This window comes from Kribbella sp. ALI-6-A (assembly GCF_001984195.1).
GTDB lineage: Bacteria > Actinomycetota > Actinomycetes > Propionibacteriales > Kribbellaceae > Kribbella.
This window is the reverse complement of record NZ_MTQN01000012.1, coordinates 2,139,183-2,155,168: the sequence shown is the minus strand read 5'-3', so window position 1 is coordinate 2,155,168 and position 15,986 is coordinate 2,139,183. Positions and strand designations below refer to the sequence as shown.

The following is a 15,986-nucleotide window of genomic DNA, read 5'->3' as shown; positions in this document are numbered from 1 at the left end:
AATTAAGCGTCGATTTCGTTGCGTAATTACGCCGGCTTGACAGCCCGGTGAACGGCGACCAGACCACCGGTCAGGTTGGCCCACTGCACACGACTCCACCCGGCCGCCTCGATGGTCCGCGCCAGCGGTTCCTGCGGCAGCCAGGCGCGGGTCGACTCGGCCAGGTACTCGTACGCCTCGGGGTTCGACGACACCACTCTGGCCACCGCCGGTACGGCGCGCATCATGTACTCCAGGTAGGCCACCCGGAACGGCTTCCAGGTCGGGTGCGACTGCTCGAGCACCACCAGCCGGCCGCCCGGCCGGGTCACCCGCAGCATCTCCTGGAGCGCGAGCGTGACGTCGTTCACGTTCCGCAGGGCCCAGGAGATCGTGACGACGTCGAACGACTCGTCGGCGAACGGCAGCCGCAGCGCGTCACCGGCGATCAGGTCGAGCTCGGGGTAGCGCCGCTTGCCGACCCGCAGCATGCCGACCGAGAAGTCGCACGAGACCACTTCGGCGCCGGCCTCGCGCAACTTGATGCTGGACGCGCCGGTCCCGGCGGCCAGGTCGAGGATCCGCATCCCCTTGCGCGGCGCGATCTCGGCCAGCGTCGCCGGCCGCCAGACCAGCTTCTCCAGCCCCATCGTCGCCACCGCGTTCGTGCGGTCGTAGCCCTCGGCCACGTTGTCGAACATCGCGGCGACGTCGTGCGGTTGTTTGGTGAGATCTGCGCGGGTCACCTGTCTAGTGGATCACGTCGGGTTGTCCGGGTGAGCGGCGACGGGTTGTCTGGTTCATCACGGCCGCGACCGGCACCGAAATCGGCCGGTCATCGGGCAGGCATACGCTTGCATGCCGTGAGGGAGCGTCAACCAGCCAGATCGGCCACCGTGACCCGGGACCGAGCCGAGCAGCGAGGAGCGTTGTCGTGAGCTTGCCTGACCCGGTCCACCCCGGTGCCGAGCCGGTCCCCCACCTGGTGGTGCGCAGCCACCCGGTCGAGGGCGTCTCCGAACACCTGCTGGACCATCTGCCGGCCGACGGAGCGCTGGCCTGGGTACGGCGGGGCGACGGGCACGTCGGCTGGGGCGTCGCGGCCCGCCTCGACGTTGCCGGGAGCAACCGGTTCGCCACTGCCCAGCAGTGGTGGAAAAGTCTCACCGCGGCGGCCGTCGTGCGCGACGACGTCGGCGTACCAGGGTCGGGACTGGTCTGCTTCGGGTCGTTCGGCTTCACCGATGCCGACCCGGGTGGGCTGGTGGTGCCCGAGGTGATCGTCGGCCGGCGTGGCGACACCACCTGGGTGACCACGATCTCGCCGGCCAGCTCACTGGCCGCGCCGCCCGAGCTGACCGTGAACGAGCCGGCCCCGGTCGGCGAGATCGCGTTCGCCGACGGCGCCCGGTCCGGCACCGAGTGGTCGGCGATCGTGGCCGACGCGGTGCAACGGATCACTTCCGGCGAGGTCGAGAAGGTGGTGCTGGCCCGCGACCTGATCGCTCAGTCCGACCAGCCGATCGACCTGCGCTGGCCGCTGCGCCGGCTGGCGTCGGCGTACCCGAACTGCTGGACCTTCTCCGTCGACGGCCTGATCGGCGCGACTCCGGAGTTGCTGGTCCGGCGCGAGAAGGGCCTGATCACCTCCCGCGTGCTGGCCGGCACGATCCGCCGGACCGGAGACGACGCGCACGACCTCGCACTGGCCGCGTCGCTGGCCCGGTCGAGCAAGGACCTGGAAGAGCACGAGTTCGCCGTCCGTTCGGTGGCCGAGGCGCTCGAACCGCACTGCAAGTCGATGAACGTGCCGGAGACGCCGTTCGTACTGCACCTGCCGAACGTGATGCATCTCGCCTCCGACGTCGCCGGCGTCGCCGCGAACGGCGCCTCCGCACTCGGCCTGGCCGCCGCGCTGCACCCGTCGGCCGCGGTCTGCGGTACGCCGACCGACGTGGCGCGCGAGCTGATCCACGAGGTCGAGGGGATGTCCCGCGGCCGGTTCAGCGGACCGGTCGGGTGGCTGGACGCCTCCGGCGACGGCGAGTGGTGCATCGCACTGCGCTGCGGCCAGGCCGACCCGGACGACCCGACCCGGATGCGCCTGTTCGCCGGCGCCGGCATCGTCGCCGGTTCCGACCCCGACGCCGAACTCGCCGAAACCAACGCCAAGCTGGTGCCGATGCGCGACGCGCTGGGGATCTGATTCTTCAAGCCCCACGCTCCCTCCGCGGCCGCCTCTCGTCGCTGCGCTCCTCGGAGCGACCGCTCCCGTCCGCTCCCACCCACCCCCGGCTCGGCGCCGTGCGCTCGCTTCCGGCTGGCGCCGGGGTTTCCGGCTGCGCCGGTTTCACGCGGGCTCCGCCGCGAGTGTCGGCTACCGCCGGTTGCTTCCGGCTAGCGCCGGGGGTTTCGGCTGCCGCCGGGCCGTGCCGCCATGCCGGAGATCTCCGGCCACCCGGCCACGCGGACCCGTCGGATCAACGACCTCACGTTTCCCACCCGGCGTAGGATTCCCGACGCGCTGGAATCCGACCCTTTCGTTGGGAGTCTCCGACCGTGAAGCTGACCAAGTACACGCACGCCTGTGTCCGGCTCGACAAGGACGGCAAGGTGCTGCTGATCGATCCGGGTTCGTTCAGCGAGGACGCGGTGTTCGAGGCCGCGGACGCGATCCTGGTCACCCACGAGCATCCCGATCACCTGGACGTCGAGCGGATCAAGGCGCTCGACGCGCCGGTCTACACCAACGCGGGCGTCGCCGCGCAGCTCACCGAGCTGGGCGACCGGGTGCAGGTCGTCGAGGACGGCCAGGCCTTCGACGCCGCCGGGTTCGCGATCCGTGCCTATGGCAAGGACCACGCGATCATCCTGCCGGAGCTGGGTGTTCCGTGCCAGAACGTCGGGTTCCTGGTCGACGACGCGGTCTACCACCCGGGCGACTCGTTCACCCGGCCGGACCGTCAGGTGCACACCAATCTGGTGCCGATCTCCGGCCCGTGGTTCGCCCTGCCGGCGGCCGTCGAGTACGTCCGCGCGCTGCCGGCCCAGCAGACCGTCGGCGTCCACGACGTCCTGCTCAGCCCGATCGGCCAGGGCATGATGAAGCGCTTCCTGGACGACGACTCCCGCCCGTACCTCGGGCTGAACCCGGGCGACTCGCTGGAGATCAACTGACATTTGTCACCACTACTGGTGACAGCCACATCCGCCGGGAGCCGCTCGCGCCCGCAGGCTGAGGGGTATGGATCCATCAGCTGTCATCCGGGCCGAGCGGCTCACCCGCCGCTTCGGCGGCAGGCCCGGTCACGAGGCCGTCCGCGGCATCGACCTGGCCGTACGGCGGGGTGAACTGTTCGCGCTGCTCGGGACCAACGGCGCGGGCAAGACCTCCGTGCTGGAAGTGCTCGCGGGGCTGGCGCGACCGACGTCCGGGAGTGTCCAGGTGCTCGGGCACGACCCGTTCCGCGCTCGGCGCCTGATCCGGTCCCGGATCGGGATCATGCTGCAGGCCCGCGGGTTCGCCGCCGACCTGACCGTCGCCGAGACGACGAAAGCCTGGGCCGGCACGTTGACCAGGCCTCGCCCGGTCGGAGAAGTGCTGGAGCTTGTCGGTCTCACGTCGCGGCGGCAGGTCCGGATCCGGCAGTTGTCGGGCGGCGAGCAGCAACGGCTCGGCCTGGCGCTGGCGATCCTCGGGCAGCCGGAGGTCCTGTTCCTCGACGAGCCGACCGCCGGACTCGATCCAGCCGCCCGCAAGCACACCTGGCAGTTGATCTCCGAACTGCTGCACTCCGGTACGACGGTGCTGCTGACGACCCATCAACTGGCCGAGGCCGCCGAGCTCGCCGACCGGCTGGCTATCTTGCGGAGCGGCCGGATCGTCGGCTTCGGGACACCGGAGCAGATCGCCGCCACCCGCCCGGCGCGGATTTCGTTCCGGCTCGCAACTGCTTCACCGTTGCCGTCACTGCCGGGAGTAGTTGCTTCAGTCAACGGGTCCGCCGTCGTCCTGGACACCGAGGACCTGCAGGGCACGCTGTCCGCCGTTCTGGCCTGGGCCGACGCATGCGGCGTACGGCTGCACGAGCTGGTCGCTCGGCCGGCCTCGCTCGAGGAGGCCTATCTGGCGATCGCCGAGACCGGCGACGAGGTGGCGGCATGAGCGCCGTCGCCCGGATCGGATCGCTGGGCCGGGCCGAGGGCGTGCTGCTGTGGCGGAACGCCGTGATGATCCTGACGGCCTTGCTGCTGCCGGTCGGCGCGACTCTCGTCCTGCGGTCGTCGCCCGAGCTGCAGGACGTGGTCGGGGAGGGCAGCGGCGCGGCCGTCGTCACCGCGGTCACGGTGGTCGCGCTCGATCTGTTCGTCTACTACCAGTTGGTGACCGCTCTGGTCGCGCGTCGCGAGGAGCTGGTGCTCAAGCGGCTGCGAACCGGAGAGATGTCCGATCTGGAAATCCTGGCCGGTGCGGCGATGCCGTCGGCGATGATCGCCTGGACGCAGATCGCCTTGTCCGCGGTGGCTGCGGCGCTCTGGTTCACACTCGATGCGCCGGTCAACCTTCTGCTGGTCCTGGTGGCGGTTCTCCTGGGCACTCTCGTCTTCGTACTGCTCGCAGCAGCCAGTACGGCGCTCGCTCCGACGGTGGACGTGGCCCAAGTGGTCACGGCACCGGTGATGTTCGTGCTACTGACACTGAGCGGTCTGTACGTCCCACTGGCCGACCTGCCCGGACCACTGGAGCACATCGGACGGGTGTTGCCGCTCACGCCGGTCGTCGACCTGCTCCGGCTCGGTCTGTCCGGCATCACTCGCGACGGCGGGACAGTCGGCCTGGCGGGTTCCCTTGCTCACGCCGTACCGGCTGTGCTTCTGCTGCTGGGCTGGGTGGCTCTCGGAGCGTGGGCGACGCGTCGCTGGTTCCGTTGGGAACCGCGTCGATGACAGGCTGACGGCCATGAGGTCAGTCCGGCAGTGGTGGCTTGAGCGCAGCCGCGCCGAGCGGTTCGACGTCAGCCTGCGCTGGCCGCTGTACGCGATGGTGGCGGCCGAGCCACTGCTCGCCGCGCTGCTGCTGGTGTCCGCGGCCGAGCCGGTGGGGCTTCGGCTGGTGTGCTTCCTGCTGGTGACGGTCGCGCACGCTGTCGCGGGCCTGCTGCTGTTGCGGGCCGGGATCGCGACGTACCTGGGTGGCCCGCGGCCGAGTCGGCGACTGGTTGCCGTCGCCGTTGGTCTGGGAGCGGTCGGCGTACTGGTGTCGCCTGCGTGGGCGCTCGGGCTGGTGGTGACAGGTGCGGCGCTGACGGTGGTGCTGGCCCCGGTGCTCTGGCTCTCGGCGCTGCTCGGCCTGGTCCTCGGCGGCGCTGTGCTGATCGGGGTGCTGGCCGACGACCTGCCCGCCGCCTTCAGTTACCTGTACGGCATCGGGGTGCTGGCGTTCACGTGCCGGATCTCGGTATGGATGCTGCGGCTGGGCTGGGAGATCGACAAGTCGCGGGAGGTCAGCGCGCAACTGGCTGTTGCGGAGGAACGGCTGCGGTTCGCCCGCGACCTGCACGACGCGCTCGGCCGCAACCTGTCCCTGGTCGCCCTGCAGAGCGAACTCGCTGCCCGGCTGGCCGAGCGCGGCGACGCCGGAGCGGCCGGCCAGATGCTCGACGTACGCCGAATCGCGCACGAGTCCCTGCAGGAGATGCGCACGGTCGTCAGTGGCTACCGCGCCACCGACCTCGACACCGAGCTGGCCGGAGCCCAGTCGGTGCTGCGCTCGGCCGGCATCACCTGCCGGGTCATCGGCGACGGCACCGGTCTGCCCGCCGCGACCCAGACCGCCCTCGGCTGGGTGGTCCGCGAGGCGACCACGAACGTGCTGCGCCACAGCAACGCCACCACCTGCAGAATCGAGCTGGAGGCCGTCGGCAACGAGGTAGTGCTGCGCGTGGCCAACGACGGCGTCCGCGCGGCTGTCACCGAGACGGGCCATGGTCTGGTGGGACTACGGGAGCGATTGATGGGGGTGTCGGGGACGTTGAGCGTGGAGAGCAGGCCGGACGGCTGGTTCGTCCTGACGGCCCGGTTGCCGAGGGCCTCATGATCCGGCTGCTGCTGGCCGACGACGAGAACCTGATCCGTTCCGCGCTGGCCGCCCTGCTGTCGCTGGAGGACGACCTCGAGGTGGTCGCGCAGGCCGCGTCCGCCGACGAGGCGCTGGCGATGGCGCGGTTGCACCGGCCCGACGTCGCCGTCCTCGATCTGCAGATGCCGGGGCCCAGCACCGCGACCGCGGCGACGGGTGGCATCGGCGTCGTGGAGGTCCTGCGTACGGACCTTCCGGAGTGTGCCGCGCTGATCGTCACCGGCCACGGTCGCCCCGGGCACCTCAAGCAGGCGCTCGCCGCCGGCGCGCGGGGCTTCCTGCCGAAGACGGTCTCCGCTCAGGTGCTCGCCGACGTCATCCGCACCGTCCACACCGGCGGCCGCTACGTCGACCCCCAGCTCGCCGCCGAGGCGATCAGCTCCGGCGACAGCCCACTGACCGCCCGCGAGGCCGACGTACTGGAGCTGGCCGCCGACGGTGCCCCGGTCGAGGAGATCGCCCGCCGTGCCGCCCTGTCGCCCGGCACCGTGCGCAACTACCTCTCCTCGGCCGCCGGCAAACTCGGTACGGCGAACCGCCACGAGGCGGCCCGCGTCGCCCGGGCCCACGGCTGGATCTAGGGCACGCCCTAGCTGAAGCGGTAGCGGACGAAGTCGGTCACCGGGCGGTAGCCGATCCGGGCGTAGATCTTGTTGGACGTCGGGTTGGCCAGGTCGGTGTACAGGCAGGCCTGGTTGCCGCCGTCGAGGATCCGGCGGGTCAGGTACGCCGTGAGGGCGCTGCCGTAGCCGTGGCCGCGATCCGCCGGTGGCGTGTAGACCGGTCCGATCCGATCGGCGCCGAAGACCGGGCCGTGCTGACCGGCCATGCAGACCGTACGACCGTCGTTCTCCCACAGCCAGAGCTGGCCGGCGCCGATCCGGCCGCGGGCCCAGCGCTGCTCTTCCTCGACGCCGAGGCGCCCGCTGGTGTCCTCGCCGAAGCCGGCGATCATCCGCGCGACGTCGTCCACGTCGTCCTCGGTCGCCCGGCGAGGCGAGCCGTCCGCGTGCTGCGGCACGAAGTCGGCCAACCGGTGCAGACGGGTGACCCGGTCGTCGGTGAGCTGCCTGCCGAGTTGGTCGGCGTACCGCGCGGCGAACGGCTCGGCCACTGTCGTGGTGCCCTCGATGTACTTTGCGTCGGGCACCGACTCGGCCAGAGCCGGCAGTACCACCGGGATCAGGTCCTCGGCCAGATCACCGAGCAGGACTCCGCGTAGCGCCGTACAGATGACCACGCCGACCACTCGGTCGTCGTCGTGGACCGACAGGAAGACCGGCGGGGCCGGGTCGTACATCAGCCCGTCGATCCGGCCCTGGACGTTGCTGATCAGCATCGAGTTGAGCACCGGATCGCCTTGCAGGAAAGGGAAGGCGATCACCTTGAACTCGGCCGGATCTCCGGTCATCCGGACGGTCGAGGTCATCGGTCGAATGTCAGGTCGACGAAGTCGGCCAGCGGCCGGTAGCCGACCAGGCGGTAGATCTTGTTCGCGGTCGGGTTGTCCAGGTCGGTGAACAGGCAGGCCTGGTGTCCGGCGGCGAGGATCTCGCCGGTGACGTAGGCGGTCAGGGCGCCGGCGTACCCGTTGTTGCGGAACTCGTCGGGGGTGTAGACCGGGCCGACCCGGCAGACGCCGAAGACCGGCAGGTGGTGGCCGACCATGCTCACCGGCGTACTGTCGACCTCCCAGAACCACAGCGCGCCGTCGGCGATCCGGCGCTCCGCCCAGACCAGGTTGCTGCCCTCGATCTCGTCGTCGAAATCGATCGCGACCCACTCCGCGGCCAACTGGGCCTCGTCCTCGGTGGCCGGGCGCGGACCGCCCTCGGCCTGCAACCGGCTCAGCTCCTCCAGCTTGTGCAGCCGAAAACCCTTGATCTGCCTGGCGGTGCCACCGAACAGCTCGGACCAGCGCCGTCCGAACACCTCGGCGGCCTCGCGGGTCCCGGCGACGCCGGCCGCCTCCGGCACGCGCTCGGCGTAGACGTCGGCGACCTCCGCGGCGTACTGCGGGTCGAGCCCGCCGAGGTAGACCGACCGGCCGGGCGTCCGCATCGCCGCGCCGACCACCTCGCCGGCGGTGTCGTGCACCGAGACGAAGACCGAGCCACCTTCGTCGGCGCGCGAACTGCCCTCGGCGCGCTGCTCGACGTTGCTCAGGATGACCGTGTGCAGCACGGGATCCCTTTCCAGGAAGGGAAACACCGTGGCCCTGAACTCGGCCGGATCGTCGGTCACGCGCGTGGTCATGGGGGTAACGCTAGTCCCGCCCGCCGACAGAGGCGTGCGAATTACACTGCGTCTCATGTCCACCACGCGGCTGATGCTGCTCGGCGTCGTCCGGATCTTCCAGCCGGCCTACGGGTACCAGCTGCGCCGCGAGCTGCTCAGCTGGAACGTGCAGCAGTGGGCGAACATCAATCCCGGCTCGGTCTACACCGGCTTGCGCACGCTGGCCAAGCACGGCTTTCTGGAGGAGCTCGAGGAGGGCGAGGGTCACAAGCCCGGCCGGACGTCGTACCGGCTGACGGCCGACGGCGAGACCGAGTACTTCTCGTTGCTGCGGCACGCGCTGTGGACGGTCGACGGTTTCCAGCCCGGCCAGATGCAGGCGGCGCTGAGCTTCCTGTGGTCGCTCGGGCGGGACGAGGTGATCGCCGCGCTGGAGTCCCGGATCGTGCAGCTGGAGCAGCACGAGAAGGCCGCGCCGTTCAACGAGCGCCAGATCGAGAACGACCCTGGGACGCCGACCCATGTGGTCGAGATGCTGCGGATCTCCGCCGCCCGTGACCGCGGCGAACTCGAGTGGACCCGCGGCTTCCGCGACCGCGTGCGGGCCGGCGCCTACGCGTTCGCGGGTGAGCCTCAGGACTGGATCCCCAGCCCGGAGGCCGCCGAGCAGTGGCGCTCCCTGCCGCCGGCCTGATGTACCCCTGATCGCACTGTTTCAGGACTCATTCTCCCCGGTTATTCAACATTGACTATTCAAGGTTGATTGGGTCACCCTGGACCGCATGATGATCGAAGCTCGCGGACTCGTCCGCACCTTCAAGACCAAACGGGGGCCGGTCCAGGCCGTGCAGGGGGTGGATCTGGACGTCGCCGACGGTGAGATCGTCGGCTTTCTGGGGCCCAACGGGGCCGGCAAAACGACGACCATGCGGATGCTGGCGACACTGATCAAGCCGACCAACGGCAGCGCGACGGTGGCCGGCTGCGATCTGGCCGCCGACCCGGTCGGCGTTCGCCGCCGGATCGGGTACGTGCCGCAGAGCGGGTCGACGCTGCCGGAGGCGGTGGCCGGCGACGAGGTCGTCGACCACGCCCGCCTGTACGGCGTGAGCAAGGCGAAGGCGATCGCCGACGGCCAGCGGCTGTTCGAGGAGCTGGACCTGCCCGGGCTCTGGCGGCGGCAGTGCAAGACCCTGTCCGGCGGTCAGCGGCGCCGGCTGGACATCGTGATGGGCCTGATCCACGACCCGAAGCTGATCTTCCTGGACGAGCCGACCACCGGGCTCGACCCGCAGGCGCGGGCCAACCTGTGGCAGCACATCCGGGGCCTGCGGGACCGGGGCGCCACGATCTTCCTGACCACGCACTACCTGGACGAGGCCGACGCCCTCTGCGACCGGATCCTGGTCATCGACCACGGCCGGATCGTTGCCGCCGGCACTCCCGAAGCCCTGAAGCAGCAGGTCTCCGGCGACGGCGTCCGGCTCGGTCTGTCCGACCCGGCGCAGGCTCCGGCGGTCGCGCGGATCGTGCGGGAGCTGGACGGCGCGGTGGAGATCGAGACCGACGCCGGCGGGGTGAGCTTCCGGATCCCGCGGGGTGGTTCGGTGCTGCCCGGGCTGCTGCGGCAGGTCGATGCCGTGGGCATCGAACTGGACGGCGTCGAGGTGCACCGGCCGACGCTGGACGACGTGTTCCTGACGATGACCGGGCGGTCGCTGCGCGACGACGGCCCCGGCGTACCGGCGGACGAGCCGGAGCAGCAGAAGGAGGTCGTGGTGTGACCGTGCTCACCGAGACCTGGATCGTCTTCCACCGGCAGATGCGGCTGTCGCTGCGCAACCCGATGTGGTCGATCCTGATGCTCAGCCAGCCGCTGATGTACCTGTTCCTGTTCGGACCGCTGCTGAAGCCGATCACCGCGCAGATCAGCCAGGGCGCGACCACCAACGCCTACCAGGTGTTCATCCCGGGGCTGATCGTGCAGCTCGGCATGTTCGGCGCGATGTTCGTCGGCTTCGGCTTGATCGCGGAGTACCGGGCCGGCGTGATCGAGGCCGACCGGGTGACGCCCGCGTCGCGGATGGCGCTGATGGCCGGGCGGGTGCTGCGCGACGTCGTCGTGCTGGTGGTGCAGTCCGTGCTGCTGCTGGTGGTGTCGATCCCGATGGGGCTGCGCGCACCGTGGGACGGCGTACTGCTGTCGCTGCTGATCGTCGCGCTGCTCGGGGCCACCTTCGCCTCGCTGTCGTACTCGGTCGCGCTGATCACCAAGAGCGAGGACGCGCTGGCCCCACTGCTGAACGGGATCGCGATGCCGTTGCTGCTGCTGTCGGGCATCCTGCTCCCGATGCAGATCGGGCCGACGTGGCTGCAGCGGCTGTCGGACATCAGCCCGCTCAAGCACGTGGTCACCGGCGTCCGGGCGCTGTTCCGGGGTGACATCGCCAGCAGCTCGTCGCTGTGGGGACTGTTCTGGGTCGTCCTGCTCACGGTCGTCGGTCTCACCGTGGGAGCCCGGACGTTCCGGAAGGAATCTGCCTAGGGTTCATCGGGGCGTCGTCTGAGGCGGTTACGGTCCGGCCATGCGGGTTCCTTCGCCAGTGGTTCGTGGGGTGGTGGGGGTCTGGGTCGTGGCCGTCTCGGCGACGGTGACGTCGGTGGTGCCGGCGTCGTCGTGGGTGGCGTCGATGCCGTTGCGGGACTCGTTGGCCGGGCGGATGACCGGGCTGACGTTCATGGTGTTCGGGCTCGGGCTGATGGTCTGGGCCTGGCTCGAGGTGGGCCGTGAAGTCCTGGCGGGCGTCCGTCACCGGCTGATCCGGCTGACCGTCCTGTGGAGTCTGCCGCTGCTGCTCGCGCCGCCGCTGTTCAGCCGGGACGCGTGGAGCTACGCCGCGCAGGGCGCGCTGGTCGCCAACGGCTTCGACCCCTACACGGTCGGCCCGGCCGCGCTCTCCGGCCGCGTCGTCGAGGCCGTCGACCCGATGTGGATGAACACCCCAGCGCCGTACGGCCCACTACCTCTCGCGTACGGCGGCCTCGCGGCGCACCTCACCGACAACCCGTACGTCCTCATGCTGGCTCACCGAGCTCTGGCACTGCTCGGCCTCGTCCTGATCGCGTGGGCGGTGCCGAAGATCGCCGTGGCCTGCCGAGTCGACCCAGCGGTCGCCACCTGGCTGGTTGTCGCCAACCCGATCCTCATCACCCACGGCCTCGGCGCGGCGCACAACGACGTGCTGATGCTCGGCCTGGCCTGCTCCGCCTTCGCCGTAGCCCTCACCGGCCACTGGGGCACTGCCGCAGTCATCGCCGGCACGGCGGCAGCGGTCAAAGCGCCTGGTGGTCTGGTCGTCATCGCCATCGCCGCGGTGATGAGTCCGCTGGCCGGCCGGGCCCTGCAACGGCTCGCCAGCCTCGCCATCGCCGGGTTCCTGGCGGTCCTGACCCTCGTCACCATTGGCGAGCTCACCGGAGTCGGTTCAGGCTGGCTCAGCGCGCTGGACGTCCCTGGCCTGGTCAGGTCCCCGCTGTCGATCGCCAACCTGATCGGCATGGGCACTTCCGGCGTACTGGACTGGCTGGGCGCCGAAGACGCAGCCCAGCAAGCCCTTCAGATCATCCGGCTGCTCGGCATCCTCACAGCGCTCGGCCTGATCGCCGTACTCGGGCTGCGCTCCCACATCCATCAAGCAGCACGTGCGGTCGGCATCGCCATGCTGGCCGTCGTCCTGCTCGGGCCGACCGCGCACGACTGGTACTTCCTGTGGTGCCTGCCGTTCCTGGCCGTCGCCCGGCCCGGTCGGCGGCTGCTGACGGCACTGGTCGGCGTCAGCCTCGTCCTGACGATCGCCGCACCGCTCAACTCGTCGCTGCGCGGTGCGGTCATCCCCATCCTGGTGACGACGTCGCTGGTGCTCGTGGTCGTCGGCACCCTGCTCGGCCGGCTCCGCACTCTCCAGCCGGTCAGAGCGCCCCGACGGCCTCGTTCACCGCAGCCTGCAACCCCAGGTGCAGCGTGGTCGGCCGCGGCAGCCGCACCTCCACCACGTCCACGCCCGCAACAGTCCTGACCAGCGCGGCTCGCAGCTCGTCCTCCGTCGTCACCAGGGTGTACGGCGTACCGGTCGCTGCTGCCAGGGCACCGAAGTCCGTGCCGTGCGGGGTGCCGAAGACCCGTTCGAAGTCGGGCGACCCGGCCTGCTCCAGCGTCGAGAAGATGCCGCCGCCGTCGTCGTTGACCACCACGACGCGCAGGTCCGGCCGCGCCTCGGCCGGCCCGATCACCAGCCCGGTGAAGTCGTGCAGGAAGGCCAGGTCCCCGATCAGCGCGTACGTCGCCCCGCCGTTCGCCAGTGCCGCGCCGACGGCGGTCGACAGCGTCCCGTCGATCCCCGCGAGCCCCCGGTTCGCCACCGTCCGGATCGGTACGACGGGCGCCAGGTCCAGGTCGCGCACCGGGTTCGACGACGCCACCACCAGCATCCCGTCCGCGCCGACGGCCTCGCCGACGATCGCCGCGACACCCGGCCCGGTCAGTCCGCCCGCGAGCACCTTGTCGATCGCCGGCCGGGCCAGCTGGTCGGCCTGCTGCCAGCGCGCGAGCCAGTCGGTGTCGTCGGCCCCGATGACCTCCAGACCGGTCAGCACGGTCGCGGCCCGCCGTACGGCGTCCGGCCAGGAGCCGGTCGGCGCGACGACGATCACCTCGACATCCGGGCGGCCCAGCAGCGTGGTGATCGGGCGGGACAGCGTCGGGTGCCCGAACACCACCACCCGCTCGATCTCGTCCGCCAAATTCGTTGCTCCTAGCAACAGCCGGTACGCCGGGATGACCGACGGCCCGATCCGCGCCCGGCTCGACGGCTCCGCGAACAGCGGCCAGTTCCCCGCCTCCGCGGTCAGCCGCGCGGCCTGTGAAGCACCGTCCCCGGCGACCACGACTGTCTTCGGTCCGGGCGACAGGGACGACGGCTGTCCACCGGCCGCGCGCACGCTCGTCCACGGGCCCGTGGCCCGCCCGTCCAAGGACTCGGGCCAGTCCGGCCCCTCGGTCGGGACCAGCGGCTCGGTGAACGCGCAGTTGAGCTGGACCGGCCCGGGGTCGTTGCTGCGAGCGCCGACCGCGACTGACACTGCCCGCGCGATCTGCGACCGCCAGTAAGCGACCTGGCCGACCTCTCGCCGCGGTACACCCACCTCGTGGAACATCCGCACCGCGCCGCCGAACACCTTCAGCTGGTCGGTTGTCTGGTTCGCACCGCTCCCCCGCAGCTCCGGCGGCCGGTCCGCGCTCAGCACGAGCAGCGGCAGTCCGCTGTGCGACGCCTCCAGCACGGCCGGGTGCAGGTTGACCACCGCCGTACCGGACGTGGTGACCACCGGCACCGGCAGACCGGTCCCCCGGATCAGCCCGAGCGCCAGGAAGCCCGCCGTACGCTCGTCGATCCGTACGTGCAGGCGGAGCCGGCCCTCACGGTCAGCAGCGGCCAGAGCCATTGCCAGCGGCGCACTGCGGGAGCCGGGCGCGAGCACGACCTCCCGGACGCCACACCGGATCAGCTCGTCGACGACCACGGTCGCGAACGCAGTGGACGGGTTCACTCGGCACTCCCCTTCAGTACTTCGACTCTGGCCAGCCGTGCTTCCCACACAGCACTGGTTTCAGGTGACGCGGTGGCCGCGGCCAGCAACGCGCGGTCCGGCTCCATCTTCCTCACCGGCAGGAAGCCGTCGACCGGCAGCAACGGCTCGGCGACGACTTCACTGGTGAACATCGCCACGGTGGCCAGTCCGCAGGCATACGGCAACTCCGGCAGCGCTGCCGCCAAAGCGACACCCGCAGCGATCCCCACCGACGTCTCCAACGCCGACGAGACCACCACCGGCAGTCCGATCTGCTCGGCGATCTCCAGGCACGCCCGGACCCCACCGATCGGCTGCACCTTCAGTACGGCGATGTCGGCCGCCTCCAGCTCCCGGACCCGCAGTGGGTCCTCGGCCCGCCGGATGGACTCGTCCGCAGCGACCAGTACGTCGGTATGCCGTCGTACCAGCGCAAGGTCCTCGACCGACGCGCACGGCTGCTCGACGTACTCCAGCTCGAACCGCGACAGCTCCTTCAGCGCTCGCAGTGCCTCGTCGACGGACCAGCCGCCGTTGGCGTCGATCCGGACGCGTCCGTCGGGTCCCAGCGCGTCGCGAACGGCCTCGACTCTGGCCAGGTCGTCGGCCAGGCTCTGACCGGGCTCGGCCACCTTGACCTTCGCCGTACGGCAGCCGGAGGCGCGGACGATCTCCGCAGCCCGCTCAGGTCCCAGGGCAGGCACAGTGCAGTTCACCGGGATCTGCCAGCGCACCGGCTCGGGCCAGCCGTCGACCGCCGCCTCCTGGGCAGCGCGGAGCCAGGCGACACAGGTGGCGTCGTCGTAGTCCAGGAAGGGACTCCACTCGGCCCAGCCGGCCGGGCCCTCGAACAGCATGCCCTCGCGCACGGTGATCCCGCGGAACTTGTTCTTGAGGCCGAGCGAGTAGGTGATCATCGGACACCTTGCAGCAGCCGCTGCCGGTCGACCTTGCCCGAGCCGAGCATCGGCAACGCGTCCAGCCGAACCAGCTCACGCGGAGCCCAGGTCCGGGGCAGCGTCTCGCTCACGAAGTCCCGCACGTCGTCCAGCGCAGCCGAGCCGACCACGAAGGCCACCACCCGACTCCCCCACTCCTCGTCGGGCACACCGAGCACGACAGCATCCGCGACGTCCGGGTGCTCGAGCAGACGCGCCTGAACCGCCGGCAGCGTCACGTTGACCCCACCGGAGATCACCACGTCGTCCACCCGCCCAACAACCTCCAGCCGGCCGTCGACGAACCGGCCGCGGTCCTGCGTGCGGAACCAGCCGTCCTGCAGCACCTCTTTGGTCAGCGCGGGCTGCAGGCGGTAGCCGGAGAACAGCGTCGGCCCCTTGATCAGAATGCGCCCGTCGTCCAACCGCAGCTCGGTCCCGTCGAGCGGCAGACCGGCGTACACGCAGCCGCTGCCGGTCTCCGTCATCCCGTACGCCGGAACGACCGTCACGCCCGCGGCCGCGGCCCGGGCCTTCAGCTCGTCGCCCATCGAGGCGCCGCCGATCACGATCGCGTCGAAGCTGCGCAGCGCGTCGGGCGCGGTGTCCAGGTAGCGGGTGAGCTGGGTCGGGACCATCGCCGTGTAGCGCCGGTCACCTGTCATCGACGCGGCCGCTGTCAGGTCATCGGCCACGACGGGCGTCGTACCGGCCAGGAGCGAGCGGGTGAGGATCTGCAGCCCGCCGACGAAGTAGGGCTTCATCGGCAGCAGCCACTGCCCCGGTCCGCCGAGCCGGTCGTGCGTGGCCGTCGCCGAGGCGATCAGCGCGTCCCTGGAGAGCAGCACACCCTTCGGCTCACCCGACGAACCTGAGGTGGTCAGTACGACGGCGCAGTCGTCCTCCAGCGGCTCGTCCGGCGCAGCCGCCCGGCGTACGCGCTCTGCCGCGGCCGGCTCCGGGGGCACCGGCGCGAACGGCCGCCCGGCGCCTTCCAGCACCTCGGACAGGGCGGCGAGGACAGCCTCGGGCGTGCCAGGCACCAGACGCAGACTAGACATACT

At 70.8% G+C, this 15,986-nt stretch carries 16 protein-coding genes; 10 read left to right on the top strand and 6 right to left on the bottom strand.

Features of this window, described 5'->3' with window-relative positions:
- Positions 1 to 26 precede the first annotated feature (26 nt).
- The gene (locus BWI15_RS36750; RefSeq protein ID WP_077019065.1) at positions 27 to 725 is read right to left on the bottom strand and encodes a demethylmenaquinone methyltransferase; all 699 of its coding nucleotides are present in this window, start codon (positions 723 to 725) and stop codon (positions 27 to 29) included.
- Between the two features lie 188 nt (positions 726 to 913).
- On the opposite strand from BWI15_RS36750, the gene BWI15_RS36745 reads away from it, so the two are divergent.
- The 6 genes from BWI15_RS36745 to BWI15_RS36720 all read left to right on the top strand — a co-directional run bounded on the left by BWI15_RS36745 (position 914) and on the right by BWI15_RS36720 (position 6,699).
- A complete protein-coding gene (locus BWI15_RS36745; RefSeq protein WP_077019064.1) occupies positions 914 to 2,185 on the top strand; it encodes an isochorismate synthase in 1,272 nt (423 codons plus the stop codon).
- 353 nt (positions 2,186 to 2,538) lie between these two features.
- Complete coding sequence (locus tag BWI15_RS36740; protein ID WP_077019063.1) at positions 2,539 to 3,156, top strand: MBL fold metallo-hydrolase; 618 nt, start codon at positions 2,539 to 2,541, stop codon at positions 3,154 to 3,156.
- A gap of 67 nt (positions 3,157 to 3,223) precedes the next feature.
- Positions 3,224 to 4,144 carry an ABC transporter ATP-binding protein gene (locus tag BWI15_RS36735; protein WP_077019062.1) on the top strand — a complete coding sequence of 307 codons (921 nt, stop codon included), beginning with the start codon at positions 3,224 to 3,226 and terminating at the stop codon, positions 4,142 to 4,144.
- On the top strand, positions 4,141 to 4,926 hold the full coding sequence (locus BWI15_RS36730) for an ABC transporter permease (RefSeq protein ID WP_077019061.1): 786 nt from the start codon (positions 4,141 to 4,143) through the stop codon (positions 4,924 to 4,926). Before BWI15_RS36735 ends, BWI15_RS36730 begins: the two co-directional genes overlap by 4 nt.
- Positions 4,927 to 4,939: 13 nt before the next feature.
- Entirely contained in the window at positions 4,940 to 6,076 is a 1,137-nt protein-coding gene (locus BWI15_RS36725) for a sensor histidine kinase (protein ID WP_077019060.1), read from the top strand.
- Positions 6,073 to 6,699, top strand: a complete 627-nt coding sequence (locus BWI15_RS36720) for a response regulator transcription factor (RefSeq protein WP_077019059.1) — start codon at positions 6,073 to 6,075, stop codon at positions 6,697 to 6,699. The genes BWI15_RS36725 and BWI15_RS36720 overlap by 4 nt, the downstream gene beginning before the upstream one ends.
- Before the next feature lie 8 nt (positions 6,700 to 6,707).
- Here BWI15_RS36720 and BWI15_RS36715 read toward each other — a convergent pair whose 3' ends face one another.
- Both BWI15_RS36715 and BWI15_RS36710 read right to left on the bottom strand, forming a co-directional pair.
- Positions 6,708 to 7,547 carry a GNAT family N-acetyltransferase gene (locus BWI15_RS36715; protein WP_077019058.1) on the bottom strand — a complete coding sequence of 280 codons (840 nt, stop codon included), beginning with the start codon at positions 7,545 to 7,547 and terminating at the stop codon, positions 6,708 to 6,710.
- Positions 7,544 to 8,374 carry a GNAT family N-acetyltransferase gene (locus tag BWI15_RS36710; RefSeq protein ID WP_077019057.1) on the bottom strand — a complete coding sequence of 277 codons (831 nt, stop codon included), beginning with the start codon at positions 8,372 to 8,374 and terminating at the stop codon, positions 7,544 to 7,546. The genes BWI15_RS36715 and BWI15_RS36710 overlap by 4 nt, the downstream gene beginning before the upstream one ends.
- Positions 8,375 to 8,429: 55 nt before the next feature.
- Here BWI15_RS36710 and BWI15_RS36705 point away from each other — a divergent pair, with 55 nt between their 5' ends.
- The 4 genes from BWI15_RS36705 (at position 8,430) to mptB (ending at position 12,432) form a co-directional block, all read left to right on the top strand.
- Positions 8,430 to 9,050, top strand: coding sequence for a PadR family transcriptional regulator (locus BWI15_RS36705; RefSeq protein ID WP_077019056.1), 621 nt, complete (start codon positions 8,430 to 8,432; stop codon positions 9,048 to 9,050).
- 88 nt (positions 9,051 to 9,138) lie between these two features.
- The gene (locus tag BWI15_RS36700) at positions 9,139 to 10,140 is read left to right on the top strand and encodes an ABC transporter ATP-binding protein (RefSeq protein ID WP_083751205.1); all 1,002 of its coding nucleotides are present in this window, start codon (positions 9,139 to 9,141) and stop codon (positions 10,138 to 10,140) included.
- Positions 10,137 to 10,901: an ABC transporter permease gene (locus tag BWI15_RS36695; protein ID WP_077019055.1), complete on the top strand. Its 765-nt coding sequence runs from the start codon at positions 10,137 to 10,139 to the stop codon at positions 10,899 to 10,901. Before BWI15_RS36700 ends, BWI15_RS36695 begins: the two co-directional genes overlap by 4 nt.
- Before the next feature lie 40 nt (positions 10,902 to 10,941).
- Positions 10,942 to 12,432 (top strand): polyprenol phosphomannose-dependent alpha 1,6 mannosyltransferase MptB, encoded by a 1,491-nt coding sequence (gene mptB, locus BWI15_RS36690; protein ID WP_168197424.1) that lies wholly within the window; start codon positions 10,942 to 10,944, stop codon positions 12,430 to 12,432.
- Here the strand turns inward: mptB and menD are convergent.
- Genes menD through menE form a run of 3 tightly spaced genes read right to left on the bottom strand, consistent with a single transcriptional unit; the run spans position 12,326 to position 15,965 of the window.
- Positions 12,326 to 13,963 (bottom strand): 2-succinyl-5-enolpyruvyl-6-hydroxy-3-cyclohexene-1-carboxylic-acid synthase, encoded by a 1,638-nt coding sequence (menD, locus tag BWI15_RS36685; protein ID WP_077019054.1) that lies wholly within the window; start codon positions 13,961 to 13,963, stop codon positions 12,326 to 12,328. The two genes, mptB and menD, sit on opposite strands and share 107 nt — an antisense overlap.
- Positions 13,960 to 14,901: an o-succinylbenzoate synthase gene (locus tag BWI15_RS36680; RefSeq protein ID WP_077019053.1), complete on the bottom strand. Its 942-nt coding sequence runs from the start codon at positions 14,899 to 14,901 to the stop codon at positions 13,960 to 13,962. The genes menD and BWI15_RS36680 overlap by 4 nt, the downstream gene beginning before the upstream one ends.
- On the bottom strand, positions 14,898 to 15,965 hold the full coding sequence (menE, locus tag BWI15_RS36675) for an o-succinylbenzoate--CoA ligase (protein WP_237771614.1): 1,068 nt from the start codon (positions 15,963 to 15,965) through the stop codon (positions 14,898 to 14,900). Before menE ends, BWI15_RS36680 begins: the two co-directional genes overlap by 4 nt.
- Positions 15,966 to 15,986 lie beyond the last annotated feature (21 nt).